The sequence below is a fragment of the Hydrogenophaga sp. NFH-34 genome (genome assembly GCF_021401345.1).
In the GTDB taxonomy this organism is placed as follows: domain Bacteria; phylum Pseudomonadota; class Gammaproteobacteria; order Burkholderiales; family Burkholderiaceae_C; genus Hydrogenophaga; species Hydrogenophaga electricum.
Genome location: NZ_JACBGE010000022.1, coordinates 1 through 17965, shown reverse-complemented (window position 1 = coordinate 17965; position 17965 = coordinate 1). Strand labels below are relative to the sequence as shown.

The following is a 17965-nucleotide window of genomic DNA, read 5'->3' as shown; positions in this document are numbered from 1 at the left end:
GCTGCATTCCTCACATTTGTTTGCCGTTGCGCCGGACGGTCGGAAACGAACAGGCCGCGGGAAAGCGCTAGCCTAGGGCTTCCGCATTTCCCGGAGAGAACCCATGACGACCACGATCACGACCCGCCGGCTGACGCTGGCTTCCCTGATGCTGGCCGGTGCCACCGCACTGAGCGCCTGCGGTGGCAGCGACGACCCGGTGCCCGGTGATGGCTCCAGCGATCCGGTGGCACCCTACATCGGCTCCTGGATCAGCCGCTGCGTGGCCGACAGCGGGGCCTCGGCCCAGTTGCGGGCCGACTTCAACAAGACCGGCGCCAACAGCTTCACGGGCGACGTGGTGGCCTATGCCTACGTCGGCAACGCCTGCTCCGGCCCGAGCGTGCGCGACAAGAAGGTGCTGTCGAACCTGCAGATGACACACGTCGGCACCAGCACACTCAACGGCCTGTCGACCGACCGGTTCAATGGCAGCTCGTCGCAGGGCGAAGGCAAGGTGCTGCTGTCGCTGCAGAACGGGCAGTTGCGTATTGGCGACCCCGACTCGCCCGACGATGCCCAGGGCTACCCGACCGCGTTCCTGGAAGAGACGCTCACGCGCCTGAACTGAGGTCGGGCACGCGAACGGCCGGCTGGGCTGCTTGGCCGGGATCTCCCGGCCTTCACCGGCCGCCAGCATTGACCGCCTGCCTGGGTGTCACATCGCCGCTTCGAGCATGGCCCGGTAGTCGGCCGCGCTGGCCAGGCGCGGATTGGTCTTGTGGCAGTGGTCGGCCAGGGCGCCTTCAATCACCTGATCAAAAACGGCCGGTGTCACGCCCAGCGCCGCCAGGCCTGGGGGCAGGCCCAGGCGCTCGTTGAGCGCCTTGATCGATGCGCCCAGCAGGGCCGCCGTGAGTTCGTCGTCGCGGTCGCTGGGCAGATCCATGGCCTGGGCCATGCGCTGCAGGCGGCGTTCACGGCGCACGTTCTCGGCGCCGGCGTTGAAGGCGATCACGGTCGGCAGGAAGAGGGCGTTGAGCGTGCCGTGGTGCAGGCGCGGGTTCACGCCGCCCAGGCTGTGGCTGAGCGAATGCACGCAGCCCAGCCCTTTCTGGAACGCCATCGCGCCCTGCATGCTGGCGCTCATCATGTTCAGCCGCGCTTCGCGGTCCTGGCCGTTGGTGGTCGCGCGTTCGATGTGGGCCCAGCCGCGCTGCAGGCCGTCCAGCGCGATGCCGTCGGCGGGCGGGTTGAAGGGCGCGGCCATGAAGGTTTCCATGCAGTGGGCGATGGCGTCCATGCCCGTGGCGGCGGTCAGCAGCGGCGGCAGGCCCAGCGTGAGCGCCGGATCGAGCAGGGCGGTTTTTGGCACCAGGTGCCAGGAATGGAAGCCGAGCTTGCGGCCGTCGTCCACGATCACGATGGCGCCGCGCGCCACTTCGCTGCCGGTGCCGGCCGTGGTGGGAATGGCGATCAGTGGCGGCACGGCGGCCGTGATCCGGGGCGAACCGCCTTCGATGGTGGCGTAGGTCTTGAGCGGGCCTTCGTGCGTGGCGGCGATCGCCACGCCCTTGGCGCAGTCGATGGAGCTGCCGCCGCCCAGAGCGATCAGGCCATCGCACCCCTGTTCCCGGTACACCGCGACGGCGGCGCGCACGGCCGCTTCGGTCGGGTTGCTGGGGGTCTGGTCGAACACGGCCGCCGGCAGATCGGGCAAGGCGGCCAGTGCCTGGGCCAGCAGGCCGGCAGCCTTGACGCCCGCGTCGGTCACGATCAGCGGTTTGCGGATGCCGATGCGCGCGCATTCGGCCGGCAATTGCGCCAGGGCGCCGTCTTCGATCAGGATGTTGGTGACGTACAGGATCTGGGGCACGGGGGTCTCCGGGTTCTGGTTCTGGCGGATGCAGCGCGTTCCACTATACGGGGAGGCTGCGGGCGGCTGCGGTCGCGCAAGGGTCAACCCTTGCACGGCAGCGAACCGCCCGGCGCGGCAGAATGCCGCCCATGTCTTCGCACCCGACCCATCCCCGCAGCCTGCTGACCCACGCCATGCGGGGCTTCATCGACCGCGTCGCCCGCGCCGGGCATCCCCCTTTGCACGCCCTGACGCCGGAACAGGCCAAGCGCGCCTACGCGGCGGGTGCGGGCGTCGTCGACATCCCGAACCACAAGCTGCCGCGCGTGGAGGACCTGCGCATCCCCGCCCGCGACGGCCACGTCTTGCCCGCCCGCCTGTTTGCCCCGGTGGCGGCGGGCGAGGGCGAACCCCTGCCCGTGCTGCTGTACCTGCACGGGGGCGGGTTCACCGTGGGCAACATCGCCACGCACGAACCGCTGTGCCGGCACCTGGCGCACCTGTCCCGCGGCGCCGTGATCGCGCTCGACTACCGGCTGGCGCCCGAGTCGGTGTTCCCGACCGCGGTGAATGACGCCTGGGACGCCCTGGCCTGGCTGCGCGAGCACGCGGCGGCCTTGGGTCTGGACGCGGCGCGCATCGCTGTCGGCGGCGACAGCGCCGGCGGCACGCTTTCGGCCGTCACCGCCATCGCCGCCCGCGATGCGGGCTGGCCGCTGTCGCTGCAACTGCTGTTCTACCCTGGCACCTGTGGCCACCAGGACACGCCCAGCCACCAGCGTTTTGCGCACGGCTTCATCCTGGAAGAGCCGCACATCCAGTACTTCTTCGGCCACTACCTGCGCGGTCCGGCCGACCGCGACGACTGGCGTTTTGCCCCCCTCGACGGGGTCGACGCCAGCGGGCACGAGCGCGACCTGGACGGTGTGGCGCCGGCCTGGGTGGGCCTGGCCGAATGCGATCCGCTGGTCGACGAAGGCCTGCTTTACGCCGACCGCCTGCGGCTGGCCGGGGTGCCCGTGGATCTGGAGATCTACGCCGGCGTGGTGCACGGCTTCATCCAGTTCGGCCGCGCCATTCCCGAAGCGCTCAAGGCCCACAACGACGCGGCCCGCGCGCTGCGCCAGGCCTGGGGCCGGTGAGCGCCAGCGCTCAGTCCGCGCCCAGCCAGGCGCCCTGGGTGCGGCCGTAGCGGGTGTCGCGGTCGTAGGCCTGCTCCTGCTCGCGTGCCCGGTCGAGCTGGGCCTGCCCCCAGTGATTGCCCCGCACCTCCAGTTGCCGGCAGTCGTTTTGCGGCGGCAGTTCGCGCAGGCCCTGGTCCACCCGTTGCGCGGCCTGGCGCGCGATCTCGTGGTGTCCCAGTTCGTGCTCGCGCAAGGCGGCCAGATAGGTGTCGAAGCGGGCGCGCAGGATCGGGTCGTCGGTCAGCAGTTCGGGCAGGGTGATGTCGGTGTCCAGCGTGGTCAGCACCTCGGCCACGCCACAGCGGCCGTCTTCCAGCACCTGCCAGCGGAAGGCCCAGCGCAGGCTCCAGGTCGCCAGTCCGTGGAACCGCTTGCCCCACCAGCGCCGCACCGGCGTGGCGCGGTTCAGCGCTTGTGCCAGCGTCTCGCCGGCCTGTACCTCGACCCGGTACGGCGTGAAGCGCAGCGTGTCCTGCACGTCGGCGCGAGCGACCGGGCTCAGCAGGGTGCCAACGGCCAGCAGGGCGCTCAGGCAGAGCGGGCGAAGGCGGGTGATGGGCGTGAGAAACAGGCGGTTCCGGCGCATGGGTGAGGGGGGATGGAGGCGGCCGTGGCCAGGGGCGGGCCGTCGCCGCAGGCGACAGCGGCCAGCGGGGGCGACGGGCAGAATCTACCCCAACGCTGGCGCGCTTGGCGTCGCGATCACAACAACTTTTCCTGGAGACACGAATGCCCCAGATGCAGCGAACCGACTTCCGCTTTTTCCACCGCCTGCGCGTGCGCTGGGCCGAAGTGGACATGCAGAAGATCGTGTTCAACGGCCACTACCTGATGTATTTCGACACCGCCATTGCCGACTACTGGCGCGCGCTGGCCTTGCCCTACGAGGCGTCCATGCACCGGCTTGACGGCGATCTGTACGTGGTCAAGGCCACCGTGGAATACCACGCTTCGGCGCGGGTGGACGACCGGCTGGACGTGGCCATGCAATGCAGCCGCATCGGCAGCTCGTCAATGACCTTCACGGGTGCCATCTTCCGCGACGAGCAGCACCTCATCAGTGGCGAAATCGTCTATGTGTTCGCCGACCCGGCCACCCAGACCTCGCGCCCGGTGCCGCAGGCGCTGCGCGACATCGTGCAGGGGTACGAAGCGGGTGAAAGCATGCTGCAAACCCGGGCGGGCGACTGGGCCTCCCTGGGCGAAGGCGCCCGCGCCGTGCGGCACGCGGTGTTCGTGGAAGAGCAGCAGATCCCCAAAGAGCTGGAGTCCGACGCGGCCGATGCCGGCGCGGTGCACGTGCTGGTGCGCAACCGCCTGGGCATGCCCGTGGGCACCGGCCGTCTGCTGCCGGCCGATGCGCAGGGCGACGCCCAGGTGGGGCGCGTGGCGGTGGACCGGGTGCTGCGCGGTGGCCAGGTCGGCCGCGCCGTCATGCAGGCGCTGGAAGCGGCCGCGCGGGCCCGTGGCGACCGCCGCATCGTGCTGCACGCCCAGCGCACCGCGGTACCGTTCTACGACCGCCTGGGATATCTGCGCGAAGGGGCGCCTTTTGAAGAGGCCGGTATCGAGCACCAGGCCATGGCCAAGCGGCTCTGAATCCGCGGCAGGCTCCCCGGTCAGCGCCGGCCGGCGGGCCGGTTCACCACGTCACCTGTGTGATGGCGGGCGGGGCTGCGCTCCATCGGTGCGCCCCGGCCGTCGGTCGCTCGTGGCGCCATTCGGTCATGGTCAGCAGAGGCTGGGCCGTCCCGGGCGAGACCGTCACCCGCGCCAGCAGGCTGCTGCGCGTGCCGTAACCCCGCTCGGCCATGTCCACGAACGGGCTGGACAGGGCGCGCTCCCAGTCCTGGGGCACCCCGGTCGGGGGCAGGTGCGCGTCGGGCACGGCGGCGTTTTCGGCCAGGGCCTGCGCGAGGTGCTGGCCGGCCATGTCACCGGATGGCGGGTTGTCCCATTGGTCCAGGGCCTGCCGCATGGCCGCCTTGAGCCGTTCCGTCTTGGGCCAGGGGGTGTCGAGCGCGGCGTTGGACACCCCATAGATGCCGGGTGAGAGCGTCCGCCACTGCAACTGGGTGGCGGCGCCTTCGGTGTGCGGATCGGCCGGGTCGCGGTTGGACAGCCAAGCCCAGCGGCCGGCAGGGAAATCGCCGACCACGAGGTTGAAGCCGCCGTAGGCTGCCGGGTCGATGCCGTCAGCCAGGGACTCGACGCCGTCGTGGCTTGCCAGCCAGCGCAGCGGCAGTTCGCCCCGGCTGCGCGCTCCGCTGCCTGGCTGGGCGCTGCGCACGTTGGTGAGCATGGCCACGCGGCCGTTTTCGCCAAAACCGAGCCAGGTGCCGCCATCGCGCAGATCGCGGCCGGCCCACACCGCCACCGGGCTGCCGGGCGGTGTCCAGCGGTGCAGCGGCGCGGTGGGGCGCTCGAAGAATTCGTCGCGGTTGCCCGCGATCAGCAGCGGGCAGGCCGGGTGGGCACCGATGGCGAAGGCGATCAGGCACATGGGCGCAGCAGGGCCCTCAGATGTCGTCGCGCAGCGGGTAGGGCAGCGGCAACAGGCTCAGAGCCTGGCCATCGGCCGCGCCCGCATGCAGGTCGCCAGCGGCCGCGACGTCGGTGCGCAGCGAGGCGATGGCGTTCCAGCCGCCGGCCGGGTTCGGGGCGGTAGCGGCCACGGTGCCACAGGGCTGCTCGGCGTCGGCGGACTGGAACACGTCCTGTCCCACGGTCAGGGGGGCCTCGGCCTGCAGCAGGTAGGCGCGGCGCTTGAGCGTGCCACGGAACTGGCTGCGCGCCACGACCTCCTGGCCGGGATAGCAGCCCTTTTTGAAGTTCACGCCGTCGACGGATTCGTAGTTGAGCATCTGGGGCACGAACGCTTCCACGATGGGTGTCGTCACGGGGGCGATGCCTGCCATCACCTCCAGCCATTGCCAGGTGTCCAGCGGCAGGGCCTCGGCGGCCGGCGCCGGGGCATCGGCCGGGGCCACCCGCAGCGCCCGGGCCTGGCCCTGCGCGGGGTAGAGGCTCACCACGTGGCCACCGTCGGTGGCACTGAGCGCCCAGGGCGCGGCACCCCAGGGGGCAGCGTCGGTCGGGGCGGTCAGGCCCCAGACGCCGAATTCGGCACTGGCATCGCTGAGCCGGACTTTGCTGCGCAGCACGAACATCTGCAGGCGCTTGAGCACGGCGGGCAGCACGTCGCGCGGCAGCACCAGCAGCAGATCGTCGGCCGCGTGTTTGAACGCCACAAAGCTGGCCTGCATGCGGCCCTTGGCCGAGCAGAAGGCCGCCAGCCGCGCCTGGGTGTCGCCCAGCAGGGCGAAATCCTGGGTCAGCTGACCGTGGAGGAACTTGGCCGCTTCTTCGCCCTGCGCGCGGATCACGCCCCAGTGGGGCAAGGGTGTGGCGGACGAAGCGGGGAACAGGGCGGACACGGTGGTCATGGCAGCGGCACGGATGGGGTTGGCAACAGGGGCGACCGATTATCATGCCGGGCCATTCCGAGCGTGCCGCTTCGGCCCAAGACCCCGACGCTTTCCCTGTTCCTCCTGTCCATGCGTGCGCTGCGAAACCTGCTGATCTTTGTGCTGCTGGCCGCCGGGCTGGGCTGGGCGGCCTTCCAGTGGTGGCTGCTGCGCCCGCTGCCGCTGCAAACGCCGGCGCCGTTGTCGGTGGACATCGCGGCCGGTTCGTCGTCGCGCGCTGTGGCCGAGCGCCTGGCCGATGCCGGTGTCGGCGTGCCGGCGCCGGTGCTGTATGCCTGGTTCCGCCTGTCAGGACAGAGCCGCGCGCTCAAGGCCGGCAGCTACGACCTGGAAGCCGGCATCACGCCCGAACGTCTGTTGCAGAAGCTGGTGCGGGGCGAGCAGGCCCTGCGCAGCGTCACCCTGGTGGAGGGCTGGACCTTCCGCGATGTGCTGGCGGCCCTGCGCGGAGTCCCCGACCTGACGCCCGATCTCGACGGCCTGAGCCCGGCCCAGATCATGGAGCGCATCGGCCGGCCGGGGGTGCACCCCGAAGGGCGTTTCTTCCCCGACACCTACCGCGTGGCGCGCCGTGCGCCGGCATCGGCCGTGCTGCGGCAGGCCGCGCAGGTGATGGACGCCCGGCTGGCGCAGGCCTGGTCGCAACGGGCCCCGGGCTCGCCGCTTAAGACCCCCGAAGAAGCGCTGATCCTGGCCAGCATCGTCGAAAAAGAAACCGGCGCCGCAGCGGACCGTGCCCACGTGGCCGGCGTGTTCTCCAACCGGCTGCGCATCGGCATGCGGCTGCAGACCGACCCCACCGTGATCTACGGCCTGGGCGAGCGTTTCGACGGCAATCTGCGCAAGATCGACCTGCAGACCGACACGCCCTACAACAGCTACACGCGCGCCGGGCTGCCGCCGACGCCGATTGCCATGCCCGGCTGGGCCGCACTGCTCGCGGCCGTGCAGCCGGCCGACACGCGGGCGCTGTATTTCGTGGCGCGTGGCGATGGCTCCAGCCACTTCAGCAGTACGCTCGACGAGCACAATGCGGCGGTGCGCCGCTACATCCTCAACCGCTGAGCGGCCCCGCCACCGCCTGCGCTTTTTCCGCTTTTTTTTGCCCCGCATGAGTTCCGAAGGTCTGTTCATCTCGTTCGAAGGCATCGACGGTGCCGGCAAGTCCACCCACATCGCCGGTCTGGCCGACGCCTTCCGCGCCGCCGGCCGCGAAGTGGTGCTGACCCGCGAACCCGGTGGCACACCCCTGGCGGAGAAGCTGCGCGCCCTGGTGCTGGGCGACGCCATGGACCCGCTGACCGAATCGCTGCTGGTGTTTGCGGCGCGGCGCGACCACCTGGTGACCGTGATCGAGCCGGCGCTCGCACGGGGGGCCGTGGTGCTGTGCGACCGCTTCACCGACGCCACCTTCGCCTACCAGGGCGGTGGCCGCGGTTTCGACCTGGGCGTGCTGCGCCAGCTCGAAACCTGGGTGCAGGGCTCCCCGACCGCGCCGAATGGGCTGCGCCAGCCGCACCTGACGATCTGGTTCGACCTGCCGCCCGCCGTGGCCGCCGAACGCCTGGCCGGCGCCCGCGTGCCGGACCGCTTCGAATCGCAACCTGCCGAATTCTTCGCCCGCGTCGCCCAGGGCTATGCCGATCGCGCTGCCGCCGAACCCGCCCGGTTTGCCCGCATCGCGGCCGACCAGCCCGTGCCGGCCGTCTGGCAGGCGGTGCGCAGCACCTGCGCAGCCCGCGGCTGGATCGCCCCGGAGGCCGGCGCGTGAGCGAGTCCGCGCCGCTCGCGCCCTGGCTGCAACGCCAGCTGACGGCACTGCTGGCCCAGCGCGGGCACGCGCTGCTGCTGGCCGGGCCGTCCGGGCTGGGCCAGTACCCGCTGGCACTGGCGCTGGCCAGCGCGTGGCTGTGCGAGCAGCCTGGCCCCCAAGGCGCCTGCGGGCAGTGCGCGAGCTGCCATGCCGTGGCGGTGCGTACCCATGCCGACCTGTGCGCGCTGTTGCCCGAGACACTGAGTCTGGCGCTGGACTGGCCGCTGGACGAAGGCGCACAGAAAGACATCGACGACAAGAAACGCAAGCCCAGCAAGCTGATCCGCGTGGAAGCGGCCCGGGCTGCGGTGGCCTTCACCCAACTGACCCGTTCGCGCGGGGCCACCAAGGTGGTGCTGGTCTATCCGGCCGAGCGCATGAACGTGGAGTCGGCCAACACCCTGCTCAAGACGCTGGAAGAGCCCACAGGCGAGGTGCGCTTCGTGCTGGCCACCGAAGCGGCCCACCAACTGCTGCCCACCATCCGCAGCCGCTGCCAGACCCATGCCCTGGCCTGGCCCTCGGAGGCCGAAGCGCTGGCCTGGCTGCACGAACAGGCGATTCGCGAAGGGCTCAAAACCGACGCGGCAACGGCCACCACCTGGCTGCAGGCCGCCGGCGGCCGGCCCGAAGACGCCTGGGCACTGGCCCGCGCCGGCCTCACCGCCGCCCAATGGCAGAAGCTGCCCAAGGCATTGGCCCAGGGCGACTGGACGCCGCTGGCCGACTGGCCGGCCAGCGAACAGCTCAACACGCTGCACAAGCTGTGTCACGACCTGATGGCCGTGGCCGGCGGCGCCCGGCCGCGCTTTTTTGCCGCCGAGTCGTTGCCGCCAGCGCCGCGCCTGATCGTGCTCGCGACCTGGGCCAAGGAACTGGGGGCCGCCGCCCGGACGGTGGAGCATCCGTTCAACGCCGGCCTGACCCAGGAAGCCTGGGCGGCGCGCACCCGGCAAGTCTTCGCGCGACGCGGTGCGTGAAATCCCACACCCGCGGGCAAATTGCCGCGAAAAGGGGCGGGGCGCGCGACGGCGAGTGTCGGATTGCCGCTACACTCGCGATTCATGAGCACCATGCCCAGCGCACCCAATACGCCGCGGCCCAGCGTGATCCAACTCTCCATCAAGGAGAAGGCCGCGCTCTATGCGGCCTACATTCCCCTGTTCACCGACGGGGGCATCTTCATCCCCTCGTCGCGCGACTACCGGCTTGGCGATGACGTCTATGTGCTCCTGAGCCTCCCGGACGACCCGCAGCGCTATCCCGTGGCCGGCAAGGTGGCATGGGTCACGCCCGCCAAGGCCCAGGGTGGACGCACGCAAGGCGTGGGTATCCGCTTCCCGGCGGACGAAAAGTCGCGCCAGCTCAAGCTCAAGATCGAAGAAATCCTGGGGTCGCACCTGGCCTCGGAGAAACCGACCCAGACCATCTGACGCCGTTCGTCCGGCAGCACGCCTGCCTGGCAGGCCCGTGATTGCCATGTTCACCGACTCCCACTGCCACCTCACGTTTCCCGAACTGCAAGCACAGATGCCCGCGGTCCTGGCCGCTATGCGCGAAGCCCGCGTCGACCGCGCGCTGTGCATCTGCACCACGCTGGAAGAGTTCGAGGCGGTGCACCACCTGGCCCGCACGCACGACAACCTCTGGGCCACGGTGGGCGTGCACCCCGACAACGAAGGCGTGCAGGAACCGTCACTCGACACCCTGCTGACGCTGGCAGCACGCCCGCGCGTGATCGGCATCGGGGAAACCGGGCTGGATTACTACCGCCTCAACGGCCGCAGCGTGGACGACATGGCCTGGCAGCGTGAGCGCTTTCGCGTCCACATCCGGGCGGCGCGCCGCACCGACCTGCCGCTGGTCATCCACACCCGCAGCGCGTCGGACGACACGCTGGCCATCCTGCGCGAGGAGGGCGGCTGGACCGGTGCCGCCACCGCCGGCGGGACGCAGCCGCTGGCGCGCGGGGTGTTCCACTGCTTCACCGAAACGGCCGAGGTGGCGCGCGCGGCGCTGGACCTGGGATTCATGATCTCGTTTTCGGGCATCCTGACCTTCCGCAATGCCGCCGACCTGCGCGAAGTGGCGCGCTTTGTGCCGCTGGAGCAGACCCTGATCGAGACCGACAGCCCCTACCTGGCGCCGGTGCCGTTTCGCGGCAAGACCAATACCCCGGCGCTGGTGCCCTATGTGGCCCAGTTGCTCGCAGAGATCAAAAGCCTCCCGGTCGAGGCCGTCGCCGAAGCCACCAGCCACAATTTCGACCGCCTGTTTGACCGTGTGAATGCGCCTGCATCGCCGACCTGAACTCAGAAATCACATGAACTTCATCAAAAAGTTCTTTGTTATTGCTTTCTTTTTTTCTTCGACTGCCTGGGCACAGTCGGGGTCGTTCGAGCAGTTCTTTTCTGCGGCCAAACGCGACGACGAGCCCGCCATGGTCACGCTGGTCCTGCGCGGGCTGGACGTCAACACCCGCGACCCCCAGGGCAACAGCGCGCTGATGATCGCCCTGCGCGAGGGCGCAGCCAAGGTCACCAGCTTCCTGCTCGGCCTCGATGCCGTCGATCTGGAGATCCGCAATGTCCAGGGCGAAAACGCCCTGATGCTGGCAGCGCTCAAGGGCAATCTGCCCGTGGTGCGCCAGATGATCGGGCGCAAGGCCGAGGTGAACAAGCCCGGCTGGACGCCGCTGCACTACGCCGCCACCTACAAAGAGGCCGGTGCCCGCGAGGTGGTGGCCCTGCTGCTGGAGCACCACGCCTACATCGACGCGGAGTCCCCCAACCGGACCACGCCGCTGATGATGGCGGCTTTTTACGGTCATTCGTCCGTGGTGGACTTGTTGCTGGAGGAGGGGGCCGACCCCTCGCTGCGCAACGAAAAGGGCCTGACCGCACTCGATTTCGCCCAGCGGGCGTCGCGCCCGGACGCCATCGAACGCATCACGCAGGCGCTGCGCGCGCGCCAGCCCTCCGGACGCTGGTGAAAGCCGACGCCGGTGTGGCCTCAAAAAACAGGGGTGTAGGTGTAACCCACATGTAAGGCAGGGATTCTGGCGGGGACAATCCCGCCGTTCATTATTCCAAGAGGAGATTTGCCGTGGCCGTGGCCAGTCAGAAGGATTTTTTTTCAGGCCTCATGTTCATGATCGTCGGGGGCGGTTTCGCCTGGGGCGCCGTGGACTATGAGATTGGTCAGGCCGCCCGCATGGGCCCGGGCTACTTCCCATTCATGCTCGGCCTTCTGCTCGTGGCGCTGGGCGCGCTGGTGGTGCTGGGCTCTTTGCGCTCCGGCCCTCCGGGCGGCGACAAGATCGGTGCTTTTGCCTGGCGACCGCTGGTGTGCATCCTGGGCGCCAACCTGGTGTTCGGTGCGCTGCTGGTGGGCCTGCCCTCCATCGGCCTGCCGGCTTTCGGCCTGATCGTGGCGCTGTTTGCCCTGGTCATCATCTCCAGCATGGCCCGCGAGGGTTTCAGCTTCAAAGAGTCGATGATCCTGGCCGCCATCCTGGCCGCCGGCAGCTACGTCGGCTTCGTGTACCTGTTGAATCTGCAGTTCCCGGTCTGGCCTGCATTCCTGACGAACTGAGCCGGAGAACGCCACCATGGATCTGCTTAACAACCTGGCGCTCGGCTTCGGCGTCGCCTTCACTTTCCAGAACCTGATGTATGCACTCATCGGCTGCCTCTTCGGCACGCTGGTGGGGGTGCTGCCCGGTCTGGGCCCGCTGGCGACCATCGCCATGCTGCTGCCCATCACCTATGGCCTGCCGCCCGTGGCAGCGCTGATCATGCTGGCCGGTATCTATTACGGCGCGCAGTACGGTGGCTCGACCACCGCCATCCTGGTCAACCTGCCCGGTGAGTCGTCTTCGGTCGTGACCGTGATCGACGGCTACCAGATGGCGCGCAAGGGCAGGGCGGGGCCCGCTCTGGCAGCTGCCGGTATGGGCTCGTTCTTTGCCGGTTGCGTCGGCACGCTGATTCTGGCGGCTTTTGCCGCACCGCTGACCGAACTGGCGCTGGAGTTTGGCCCGGCCGAATACTTCTCGCTCATGATCGTGGGCCTGATCGGTGCCGTCGTGCTGGCCTCCGGCTCGCTGCTCAAGGCGCTGGCCATGATCGTGCTGGGCCTGTTGCTGGGTCTGGTCGGTACCGACGTGAACTCCGGCGTCGCGCGTTACAGCTTCGACATCCCCGAACTGACCGATGGCATCAGCTTCGTCGCCATCGCCATGGGGATCTTCGGCTACGGCGAAATCATCAGCAACCTCTCGCAATCGGACGAAAACCGCGAGGTCTTCACCGACAAGGTCAAGGGCATCATGCCCACCGCCACCGACCTCAAGCGCATGTTCCCCGCCGTGCTGCGTGGCACAGCGCTGGGTTCCGCACTTGGCATCCTGCCCGGCGGTGGTGCCTTGCTGTCCGCTTTTGCGGCCTACACCATCGAGAAAAAGACCAAGCTCAAGCCCGGTGAAGTGCCCTTTGGCCAAGGCAACATCCGCGGCGTGGCCGCGCCCGAGGCGGCCAACAACGCCGGTGCGCAAACCTCCTTCATCCCGCTGCTGACGCTGGGCATTCCGCCCAACGCCGTGATGGCGCTGATGGTGGGTGCGATGACGATCCACAACATCCAGCCGGGCCCGCAGGTCATGACCAGCAACCCGGAACTGTTCTGGGGCCTGATCGCCTCGATGTGGATTGGTAACGCCATGCTGATCATCCTGAACCTGCCCCTGATCGGGATCTGGATCAAGCTGCTGACCGTGCCCTACAAGTGGCTCTTCCCGGCCATCGTGCTGTTCTGCGCCATCGGCGTGTACTCCACCAACAACAACAGCTTCGACATCTGGGTCGTGGCGCTGTTCGGCCTCATCGGCTACGGCTTCATCAAGCTGGGTTGTGAACCGGCGCCCTTGCTGCTCGGACTGATCCTGGGGCCCATGATGGAGGAATACCTCCGCCGTGCGCTGCTGATTTCCCGCGGTGACTGGTCCGTCTTCGTCACGCGCCCGATCTCGGCCGGCCTGCTGGTGGTTGCGGCCATCCTGCTGACCATCGTGCTGCTGCCGTCGGTCAAGAAGAAGCGCGAAGAAGCCTTCGTCGAAGACTGATCCCTCCAAAGATCGACTGAACCCGGCTCGCGAGTCATCGCGGCCGGGTTTTTTTATGGTCCTGTGAATCTTGGACCTTGAAGCCCAACGAGGCGCAGAGCGCCCGGAAGCTTGTTCCTGGCCGGTTGCCAGGCTGCTGGTCGGGCTGTGTCCCTAGCTTTTCGGTATCACTTTGATATTCCACAATGTATATCGTTGCATTGAATTAATCATAGCGAAATAATTTCACCCAAAGGCCAATTAATTGCCAATCAAGGCGCGAACTGCCTTGATTGGCTGTACCTGAGTTACTTCCGCGAAGTGATCAATTCACTGGCCGGCACCTTGGTCGCCATGGGGGCCACGGCCCCCATACCCCCGCTTGGCTTGGTTAGAGCAGCCAGATCCCGCAAATGGGGGAGGGCATGCTGATTGACTGCCACCAGGTAGGCCTGCACTGCCTCATTGAGCGCATGGGCAAGCCCGCCCACCACGAACAGCCACCGATGACGCGAATACTCATCGAGCTGATCGCACACCTCAACAAACGACGTCAAGGCAAGACACTTTTCTTCCAGCACGTTGCCAGCGGCACAGATAACATCGACATCAGCCATTTCGAACTCCTGTTCAGTTTGAGATTGGTCAGAGACGCCCGGAGGCCCTTCCCCCGGGCGTTTCGCTTTATGGACGCCTACCAGAGGACTTCGAGCAGCGCCCTCCCCAACAGGTAAGCCGCCAGCCCGAAGCAGGCGAGGGCGTCCAGGTCAATCACCCGCACGGCCCACTTCCTTGCCGTTCACCAGGACAACACCCCGGCCCCCCCGTGACCTCTGACCACGCCTTGACGGCCGCGGCCTTGATGGCGGTTTTCGACGCCTTGGGACGGCCAGGGCGGCCCTTTGGCGGCTCCAGGGAAGCCTCAGTGCGGCGCTTCAGTTCCGCCTTGTTGGCAGCCTCCCTTGCGGCCAGATCGGGCGCCTGATGCCCCCCTTTGGCCATCAACGCCCCCAGAAGGCCGGACCCCTTGTCCGCGTCACGCGTGTACGCTGATCGGCCAGCCGCATCGAGCTGCGACAGGAATGCCCGAGGCAGCGCCCGGCCATCACGCTGACTACCCGTCTTGATCTTCCCCATGGGATCCCGCCTTTCGTAGTGTGAAAAATCAACACTTCCGGGCAGGTACCACGAACCCGCCGGAAGCCGCATGTTTGCTGGGTTCTCGCTCTGCTGTGTTCCAAAGTGTCCTATGAATAAATTAGGGCCGGCCGGCTGCGCCGGCCGCCCAGCTTCGCTGGACGGCTCGGACTTCGCCGCCGTCCGCTGGCCAGCGCCAAGGCGCATGGCCGCGGCCGCCGCCGCTGTCCGCCCGGCCACCCGCAGGTGGTTCAGATCGCGATAGCAGACCGAGAACATCGCAGCGCGGCGCACCAGCAGACCCCACCAGGTGAAGTCATGCGGGTTCAGCGCCAGGCCTTCAGGCGTGTACAGCTTGCCCGCCGACAGGTGCCAGCCGTCCCAGTCCTTGCCTGGCAGTTCGTAGCGCAGCATCAGCCGCAGCAGCTTCATGGCCATGTAGGGCACCGGGACCGCGCCGGACACCCAGTTATGTACAGATCGGGTGCTGACCTGCAAAAGTTGCGCGACCTCGTGGGCGTTGAAGCCCAGCGAGGCATACAGCGCCCGGAAGCGCAGGCCTTGCTCCATGCGGGTTTGCCTGCTGCTGGCGGGCTTGCGATGCTGGGGTCTGGGTACCACCTTGATCACCTAAATTCTGTAGTACAGGATGCCTGTTGCTTTTGTAAATTCCTCTTAAATTTGCAGAATTCAAACGACAACCTGTTGTAAATAGGTCTCTGGCTTCTACGTTGCATTTCAAAAGCAACGCAGGAACTGGCAAAGGTGAGGTCTATCCCCTTCCGTGTTCCGCCTGTTGCTTTTGGGGCGTTGGGCCTGGTACCAGCGCTGACACCATGCATAGTGGGCTGGGGACATCTGAAAGGGCTTACAACCCGACCACCTCGCCGGGGCCGGGTTCCTGCATAAATCGTTTCTCCTTCGGGCAACCAGGTGACCATCCACCTACGGCGGTGCTTCAGTGACCTGCCCCCTGCCAGCTAGAAAGCTCTGCGTTGCTCCCGTCGCCATCCCTCCGCCTTCAGTAGTAGTTCGACGGATCGGAACTGTGTCTAGCCGTTCAGAGCGCCTTGATTTCTCGGTTTTGGCGTGGGTCTTGATACCCGGGAGCCAGCTGCGCGTTACTTGCACCGTAGAGCGCGAGCGGGTCGCGCAGCCATAGGGCGTACTCAAGACCGCGCAGATGGTGGTCCGAAGAACAGTCCACAGACCAGCGTCGAAGCATGTAGCCTGCATTGGCCGCTCTGACGCGGACTCGAAGCACGCCTTCCTCCGGGAACTCGTAATCCATCTTCACGATTTCCGGACGGGGGTGCTCAGGGTGGGGCACCAACTCCAGTTCAATGATGCGGCTCCACTGCACATCGAACTCGGCCGTTTCTTCACGCTGAACTGGGCTGCCTTCTAGTACGACAGGCTCGTCCATTCGCGTGAAGACGAAGTCGCGGAATTGCTTGTGTCTACGGTCGAAGGCCCGGACGTGCCAGCGAATCCCGATGTCTATCAGCGCCAATGGGACCAACTCACGTTCTGTGTGACCGCTCTCGATCGATGTGTAGCCGAGGCGCACAGCTTTGCCTCGGTTAATAGCGCGCGTGATAGGGGCCAGCACGGACATCTTCGGGAGGCTAAGTGCGTTCGGCATCTCGCATCTCAGCATGGGCTGCACCTCATCGCCAACAGGTTCTCCCAAGCCTTCGCCAAACCCTTGTGTCAGGGCTGTGAGGATTCGGCGAGCGTTGTGTTCGAACAGCGGTTTGAAGTCGAGCGTTGGTCTGTAGACCTTATCCGAGCTGTCAAGTTCGAGATTCTCAGGTGCGATTTCCCGATAGAGCGCGATGTCTCGTGTAGCCCCAGCGGGGCCGGTTCCGAAGCGGTCGACAACGTCGGCCCTTCGTAGTTCGCCCAGGAAATAAAGCTTGAAGTCGATGTGCGCCAGCCGTTCTCGCTGAGTCTTGGTTAGCTCTGCGAGGAACTGCGTTCGCCGGTCAAGATTTTCTGCCATCTACTGATCATAGTCGATGGCGCGATCTGGTGACTACAAAGTAAAACTGTTGCATGATCATTTTGATCACGTATACTGCATGCATCAGAAACATGAGGTCGCAATGGCTAAAAACAACCCGCCCGGCGATGGGCACCGTATCGGCGCTGTGCGCGAGCGCAGCCAGACCGTCATGCCCTCTGGGCACTACGTCAAGCGAGACACGCAGACGGGGCGTTTCATGGATGTGAAGTCCGACAAGACGCCTTTCAAGGGCGTCCGGCGCGAAAAGAAGTAGGCCAAACATGCTGGAACGGCTGAACGATTACTTCCTCACCCAGCCAAGGCGTCTCGTCGCGCTAGGGGATGCATTGGTGCGTGCTGGTGGGTTCCTGCTCTTGGCGGGCCTCGTAGGGCGAGTGGCAGCTACAGGGGTCTCGACTGTGAAAGGGCTGGCTGGCGGAGCGCAAGTCGAGGTCGCACTGTCTGAAGTGCTGCCCGATTACCTCAGCGCCTGGATGCCAGAGAGCGCTCTCGGCTATGCCGTGGCGATTCTGATGTTGATTGCGGGGTTGATTTCGGCCCGCACAGGGCGAGTCTACGAGCGCTACCTGGGTAACTAACGAGATTTAGAACGACAGGCTTGTAGCCCACCTTTCATATGAACCGACTCGACCACTTTCCCCGAACTATTCGCAAAGTCACCGCGTCGGCGTCGGCTCGCTTCACATACCTTGCGGAAGCCATTGGGAGGACCATCGAGCCCACAGCCACGGAACTCCAGGAGCTTGAGCGAGCGTATAACGCGACGGGTGAGTACCTCATCGATTGCGCTGAATTCAATGGATTGGTGGAACAAGTACACGCGCAGGGTTCCCGTCAAATGGGAACCATCGTCCGGCCTATGGATGCGAACCGCGAGGGCTTCGACATTGACCTGGTGGTACGACTATCCAAGGCTGCTCTCGTCCGATATGGCGGGCCCGGCGGTGCGGCGCTGCTGCTAGAGCATTTGTACGTCGTGTTGAAGCGCTATGCCGAGCGTCATGGACTTGGCATTGAGCGGTGGGATCGGTGCGTGACGCTTGTCTACTCCGGCGGCATGCGAGCCGACTTTGCCCCGGTCATTGACGACCCTCTGCATGTGCTTCCGTATGGCAAGCATCATGGGCGCATCCCAGATCGAGAGCTCAGAAACTACCTCTCGACCAATCCGAAAGGGTACTGCCTGGGATTCGATGCCGCTGCTGAGGTGTCTCCAGTCTTTCGGCTTACGGAGGCCCTGACAGCGGATTTTGCAGGGTATTCGTAAAAGCGGGTGGGCGCCAACAATGGGCTGATGTATGTCACGCCAGCCAGAAGTCGTAAAACAGTGTTGCAAACATTGTCGCTTCACTGTACAGTTACGCTATCGAAAATCG

21 protein-coding genes are annotated in these 17965 nt (G+C 66.6%); 14 read left to right on the top strand and 7 right to left on the bottom strand.

All coding sequences use genetic code 11. The features are described from left to right. The first annotated feature begins 103 nt into the window (after positions 1–103). Positions 104–610, top strand: a complete 507-nt coding sequence (locus L0977_RS19190) for a hypothetical protein (protein ID WP_234266470.1) — start codon at positions 104–106, stop codon at positions 608–610. Between the two features lie 87 nt (positions 611–697). Here L0977_RS19190 and L0977_RS19185 read toward each other — a convergent pair whose 3' ends face one another. After that, on the bottom strand, positions 698–1855 hold the full coding sequence (locus L0977_RS19185) for an iron-containing alcohol dehydrogenase (protein ID WP_234266469.1): 1158 nt from the start codon (positions 1853–1855) through the stop codon (positions 698–700). A 122-nt stretch (positions 1856–1977) separates the two neighbouring features. Here L0977_RS19185 and L0977_RS19180 point away from each other — a divergent pair, with 122 nt between their 5' ends. After that, a complete protein-coding gene (locus L0977_RS19180; RefSeq protein ID WP_442786653.1) occupies positions 1978–2979 on the top strand; it encodes an alpha/beta hydrolase in 1002 nt (333 codons plus the stop codon). Positions 2980–2989: 10 nt separating this feature from the next. Here L0977_RS19180 and L0977_RS19175 read toward each other — a convergent pair whose 3' ends face one another. Next, the gene (locus tag L0977_RS19175; protein WP_234266467.1) at positions 2990–3607 is read right to left on the bottom strand and encodes a DUF922 domain-containing protein; all 618 of its coding nucleotides are present in this window, start codon (positions 3605–3607) and stop codon (positions 2990–2992) included. A 152-nt stretch (positions 3608–3759) separates the two neighbouring features. Here L0977_RS19175 and L0977_RS19170 point away from each other — a divergent pair, with 152 nt between their 5' ends. After that, positions 3760–4620 carry a YbgC/FadM family acyl-CoA thioesterase gene (locus L0977_RS19170; protein ID WP_234266532.1) on the top strand — a complete coding sequence of 287 codons (861 nt, stop codon included), beginning with the start codon at positions 3760–3762 and terminating at the stop codon, positions 4618–4620. Positions 4621–4663: 43 nt separating this feature from the next. On the opposite strand, the gene L0977_RS19165 is transcribed toward L0977_RS19170, so the two are convergent. Beyond that, positions 4664–5524 carry an NRDE family protein gene (locus tag L0977_RS19165; protein ID WP_234266466.1) on the bottom strand — a complete coding sequence of 287 codons (861 nt, stop codon included), beginning with the start codon at positions 5522–5524 and terminating at the stop codon, positions 4664–4666. A 16-nt stretch (positions 5525–5540) separates the two neighbouring features. After that, positions 5541–6467 (bottom strand): CAF17-like 4Fe-4S cluster assembly/insertion protein YgfZ, encoded by a 927-nt coding sequence (ygfZ, locus tag L0977_RS19160; protein WP_234266465.1) that lies wholly within the window; start codon positions 6465–6467, stop codon positions 5541–5543. Positions 6468–6578: 111 nt separating this feature from the next. Between ygfZ and mltG the strand changes: the two genes are divergently transcribed. The 8 genes from mltG (at position 6579) to L0977_RS19120 (ending at position 13444) form a co-directional block, all read left to right on the top strand. Then, positions 6579–7574 carry an endolytic transglycosylase MltG gene (gene mltG, locus L0977_RS19155; protein ID WP_234266464.1) on the top strand — a complete coding sequence of 332 codons (996 nt, stop codon included), beginning with the start codon at positions 6579–6581 and terminating at the stop codon, positions 7572–7574. A gap of 46 nt (positions 7575–7620) precedes the next feature. Further along, on the top strand, positions 7621–8280 hold the full coding sequence (gene tmk / locus L0977_RS19150) for a dTMP kinase (protein ID WP_234266463.1): 660 nt from the start codon (positions 7621–7623) through the stop codon (positions 8278–8280). Then, positions 8277–9302, top strand: coding sequence for a DNA polymerase III subunit delta' (locus L0977_RS19145; RefSeq protein WP_234266462.1), 1026 nt, complete (start codon positions 8277–8279; stop codon positions 9300–9302). Before tmk ends, L0977_RS19145 begins: the two co-directional genes overlap by 4 nt. Before the next feature lie 84 nt (positions 9303–9386). After that, positions 9387–9755 (top strand): PilZ domain-containing protein, encoded by a 369-nt coding sequence (locus L0977_RS19140; protein WP_234266461.1) that lies wholly within the window; start codon positions 9387–9389, stop codon positions 9753–9755. 46 nt (positions 9756–9801) lie between these two features. Beyond that, the gene (locus tag L0977_RS19135) at positions 9802–10632 is read left to right on the top strand and encodes a TatD family hydrolase (RefSeq protein ID WP_234266460.1); all 831 of its coding nucleotides are present in this window, start codon (positions 9802–9804) and stop codon (positions 10630–10632) included. Between the two features lie 13 nt (positions 10633–10645). Next, positions 10646–11314 carry an ankyrin repeat domain-containing protein gene (locus L0977_RS19130; protein ID WP_234266459.1) on the top strand — a complete coding sequence of 223 codons (669 nt, stop codon included), beginning with the start codon at positions 10646–10648 and terminating at the stop codon, positions 11312–11314. Positions 11315–11427: 113 nt separating this feature from the next. After that, entirely contained in the window at positions 11428–11916 is a 489-nt protein-coding gene (locus tag L0977_RS19125; protein ID WP_234266458.1) for a tripartite tricarboxylate transporter TctB family protein, read from the top strand. A 16-nt stretch (positions 11917–11932) separates the two neighbouring features. Next, on the top strand, positions 11933–13444 hold the full coding sequence (locus L0977_RS19120; protein WP_234266457.1) for a tripartite tricarboxylate transporter permease: 1512 nt from the start codon (positions 11933–11935) through the stop codon (positions 13442–13444). Between the two features lie 287 nt (positions 13445–13731). Here L0977_RS19120 and L0977_RS19115 read toward each other — a convergent pair whose 3' ends face one another. From L0977_RS19115 to L0977_RS19105, 3 genes are all read right to left on the bottom strand, one after another. Continuing rightward, positions 13732–14040, bottom strand: coding sequence for a hypothetical protein (locus L0977_RS19115; protein ID WP_234266456.1), 309 nt, complete (start codon positions 14038–14040; stop codon positions 13732–13734). Between the two features lie 154 nt (positions 14041–14194). Then, positions 14195–15130 carry a VC1465 family Xer recombination activation factor gene (locus L0977_RS19110; protein ID WP_234266455.1) on the bottom strand — a complete coding sequence of 312 codons (936 nt, stop codon included), beginning with the start codon at positions 15128–15130 and terminating at the stop codon, positions 14195–14197. 490 nt (positions 15131–15620) lie between these two features. After that, entirely contained in the window at positions 15621–16565 is a 945-nt protein-coding gene (locus L0977_RS19105; protein ID WP_234266454.1) for a WYL domain-containing protein, read from the bottom strand. A 103-nt stretch (positions 16566–16668) separates the two neighbouring features. Here L0977_RS19105 and L0977_RS19100 point away from each other — a divergent pair, with 103 nt between their 5' ends. The 3 genes from L0977_RS19100 to L0977_RS19090 are packed head-to-tail and all read left to right on the top strand — an operon-like array spanning position 16669 to position 17856. Then, the gene (locus L0977_RS19100; protein ID WP_234266453.1) at positions 16669–16842 is read left to right on the top strand and encodes a hypothetical protein; all 174 of its coding nucleotides are present in this window, start codon (positions 16669–16671) and stop codon (positions 16840–16842) included. 7 nt (positions 16843–16849) lie between these two features. After that, on the top strand, positions 16850–17167 hold the full coding sequence (locus L0977_RS19095; protein WP_234266452.1) for a hypothetical protein: 318 nt from the start codon (positions 16850–16852) through the stop codon (positions 17165–17167). Positions 17168–17205: 38 nt separating this feature from the next. Further along, the gene (locus tag L0977_RS19090; RefSeq protein WP_234266451.1) at positions 17206–17856 is read left to right on the top strand and encodes a nucleotidyltransferase domain-containing protein; all 651 of its coding nucleotides are present in this window, start codon (positions 17206–17208) and stop codon (positions 17854–17856) included. The last annotated feature ends 109 nt before the right edge of the window (positions 17857–17965 follow it).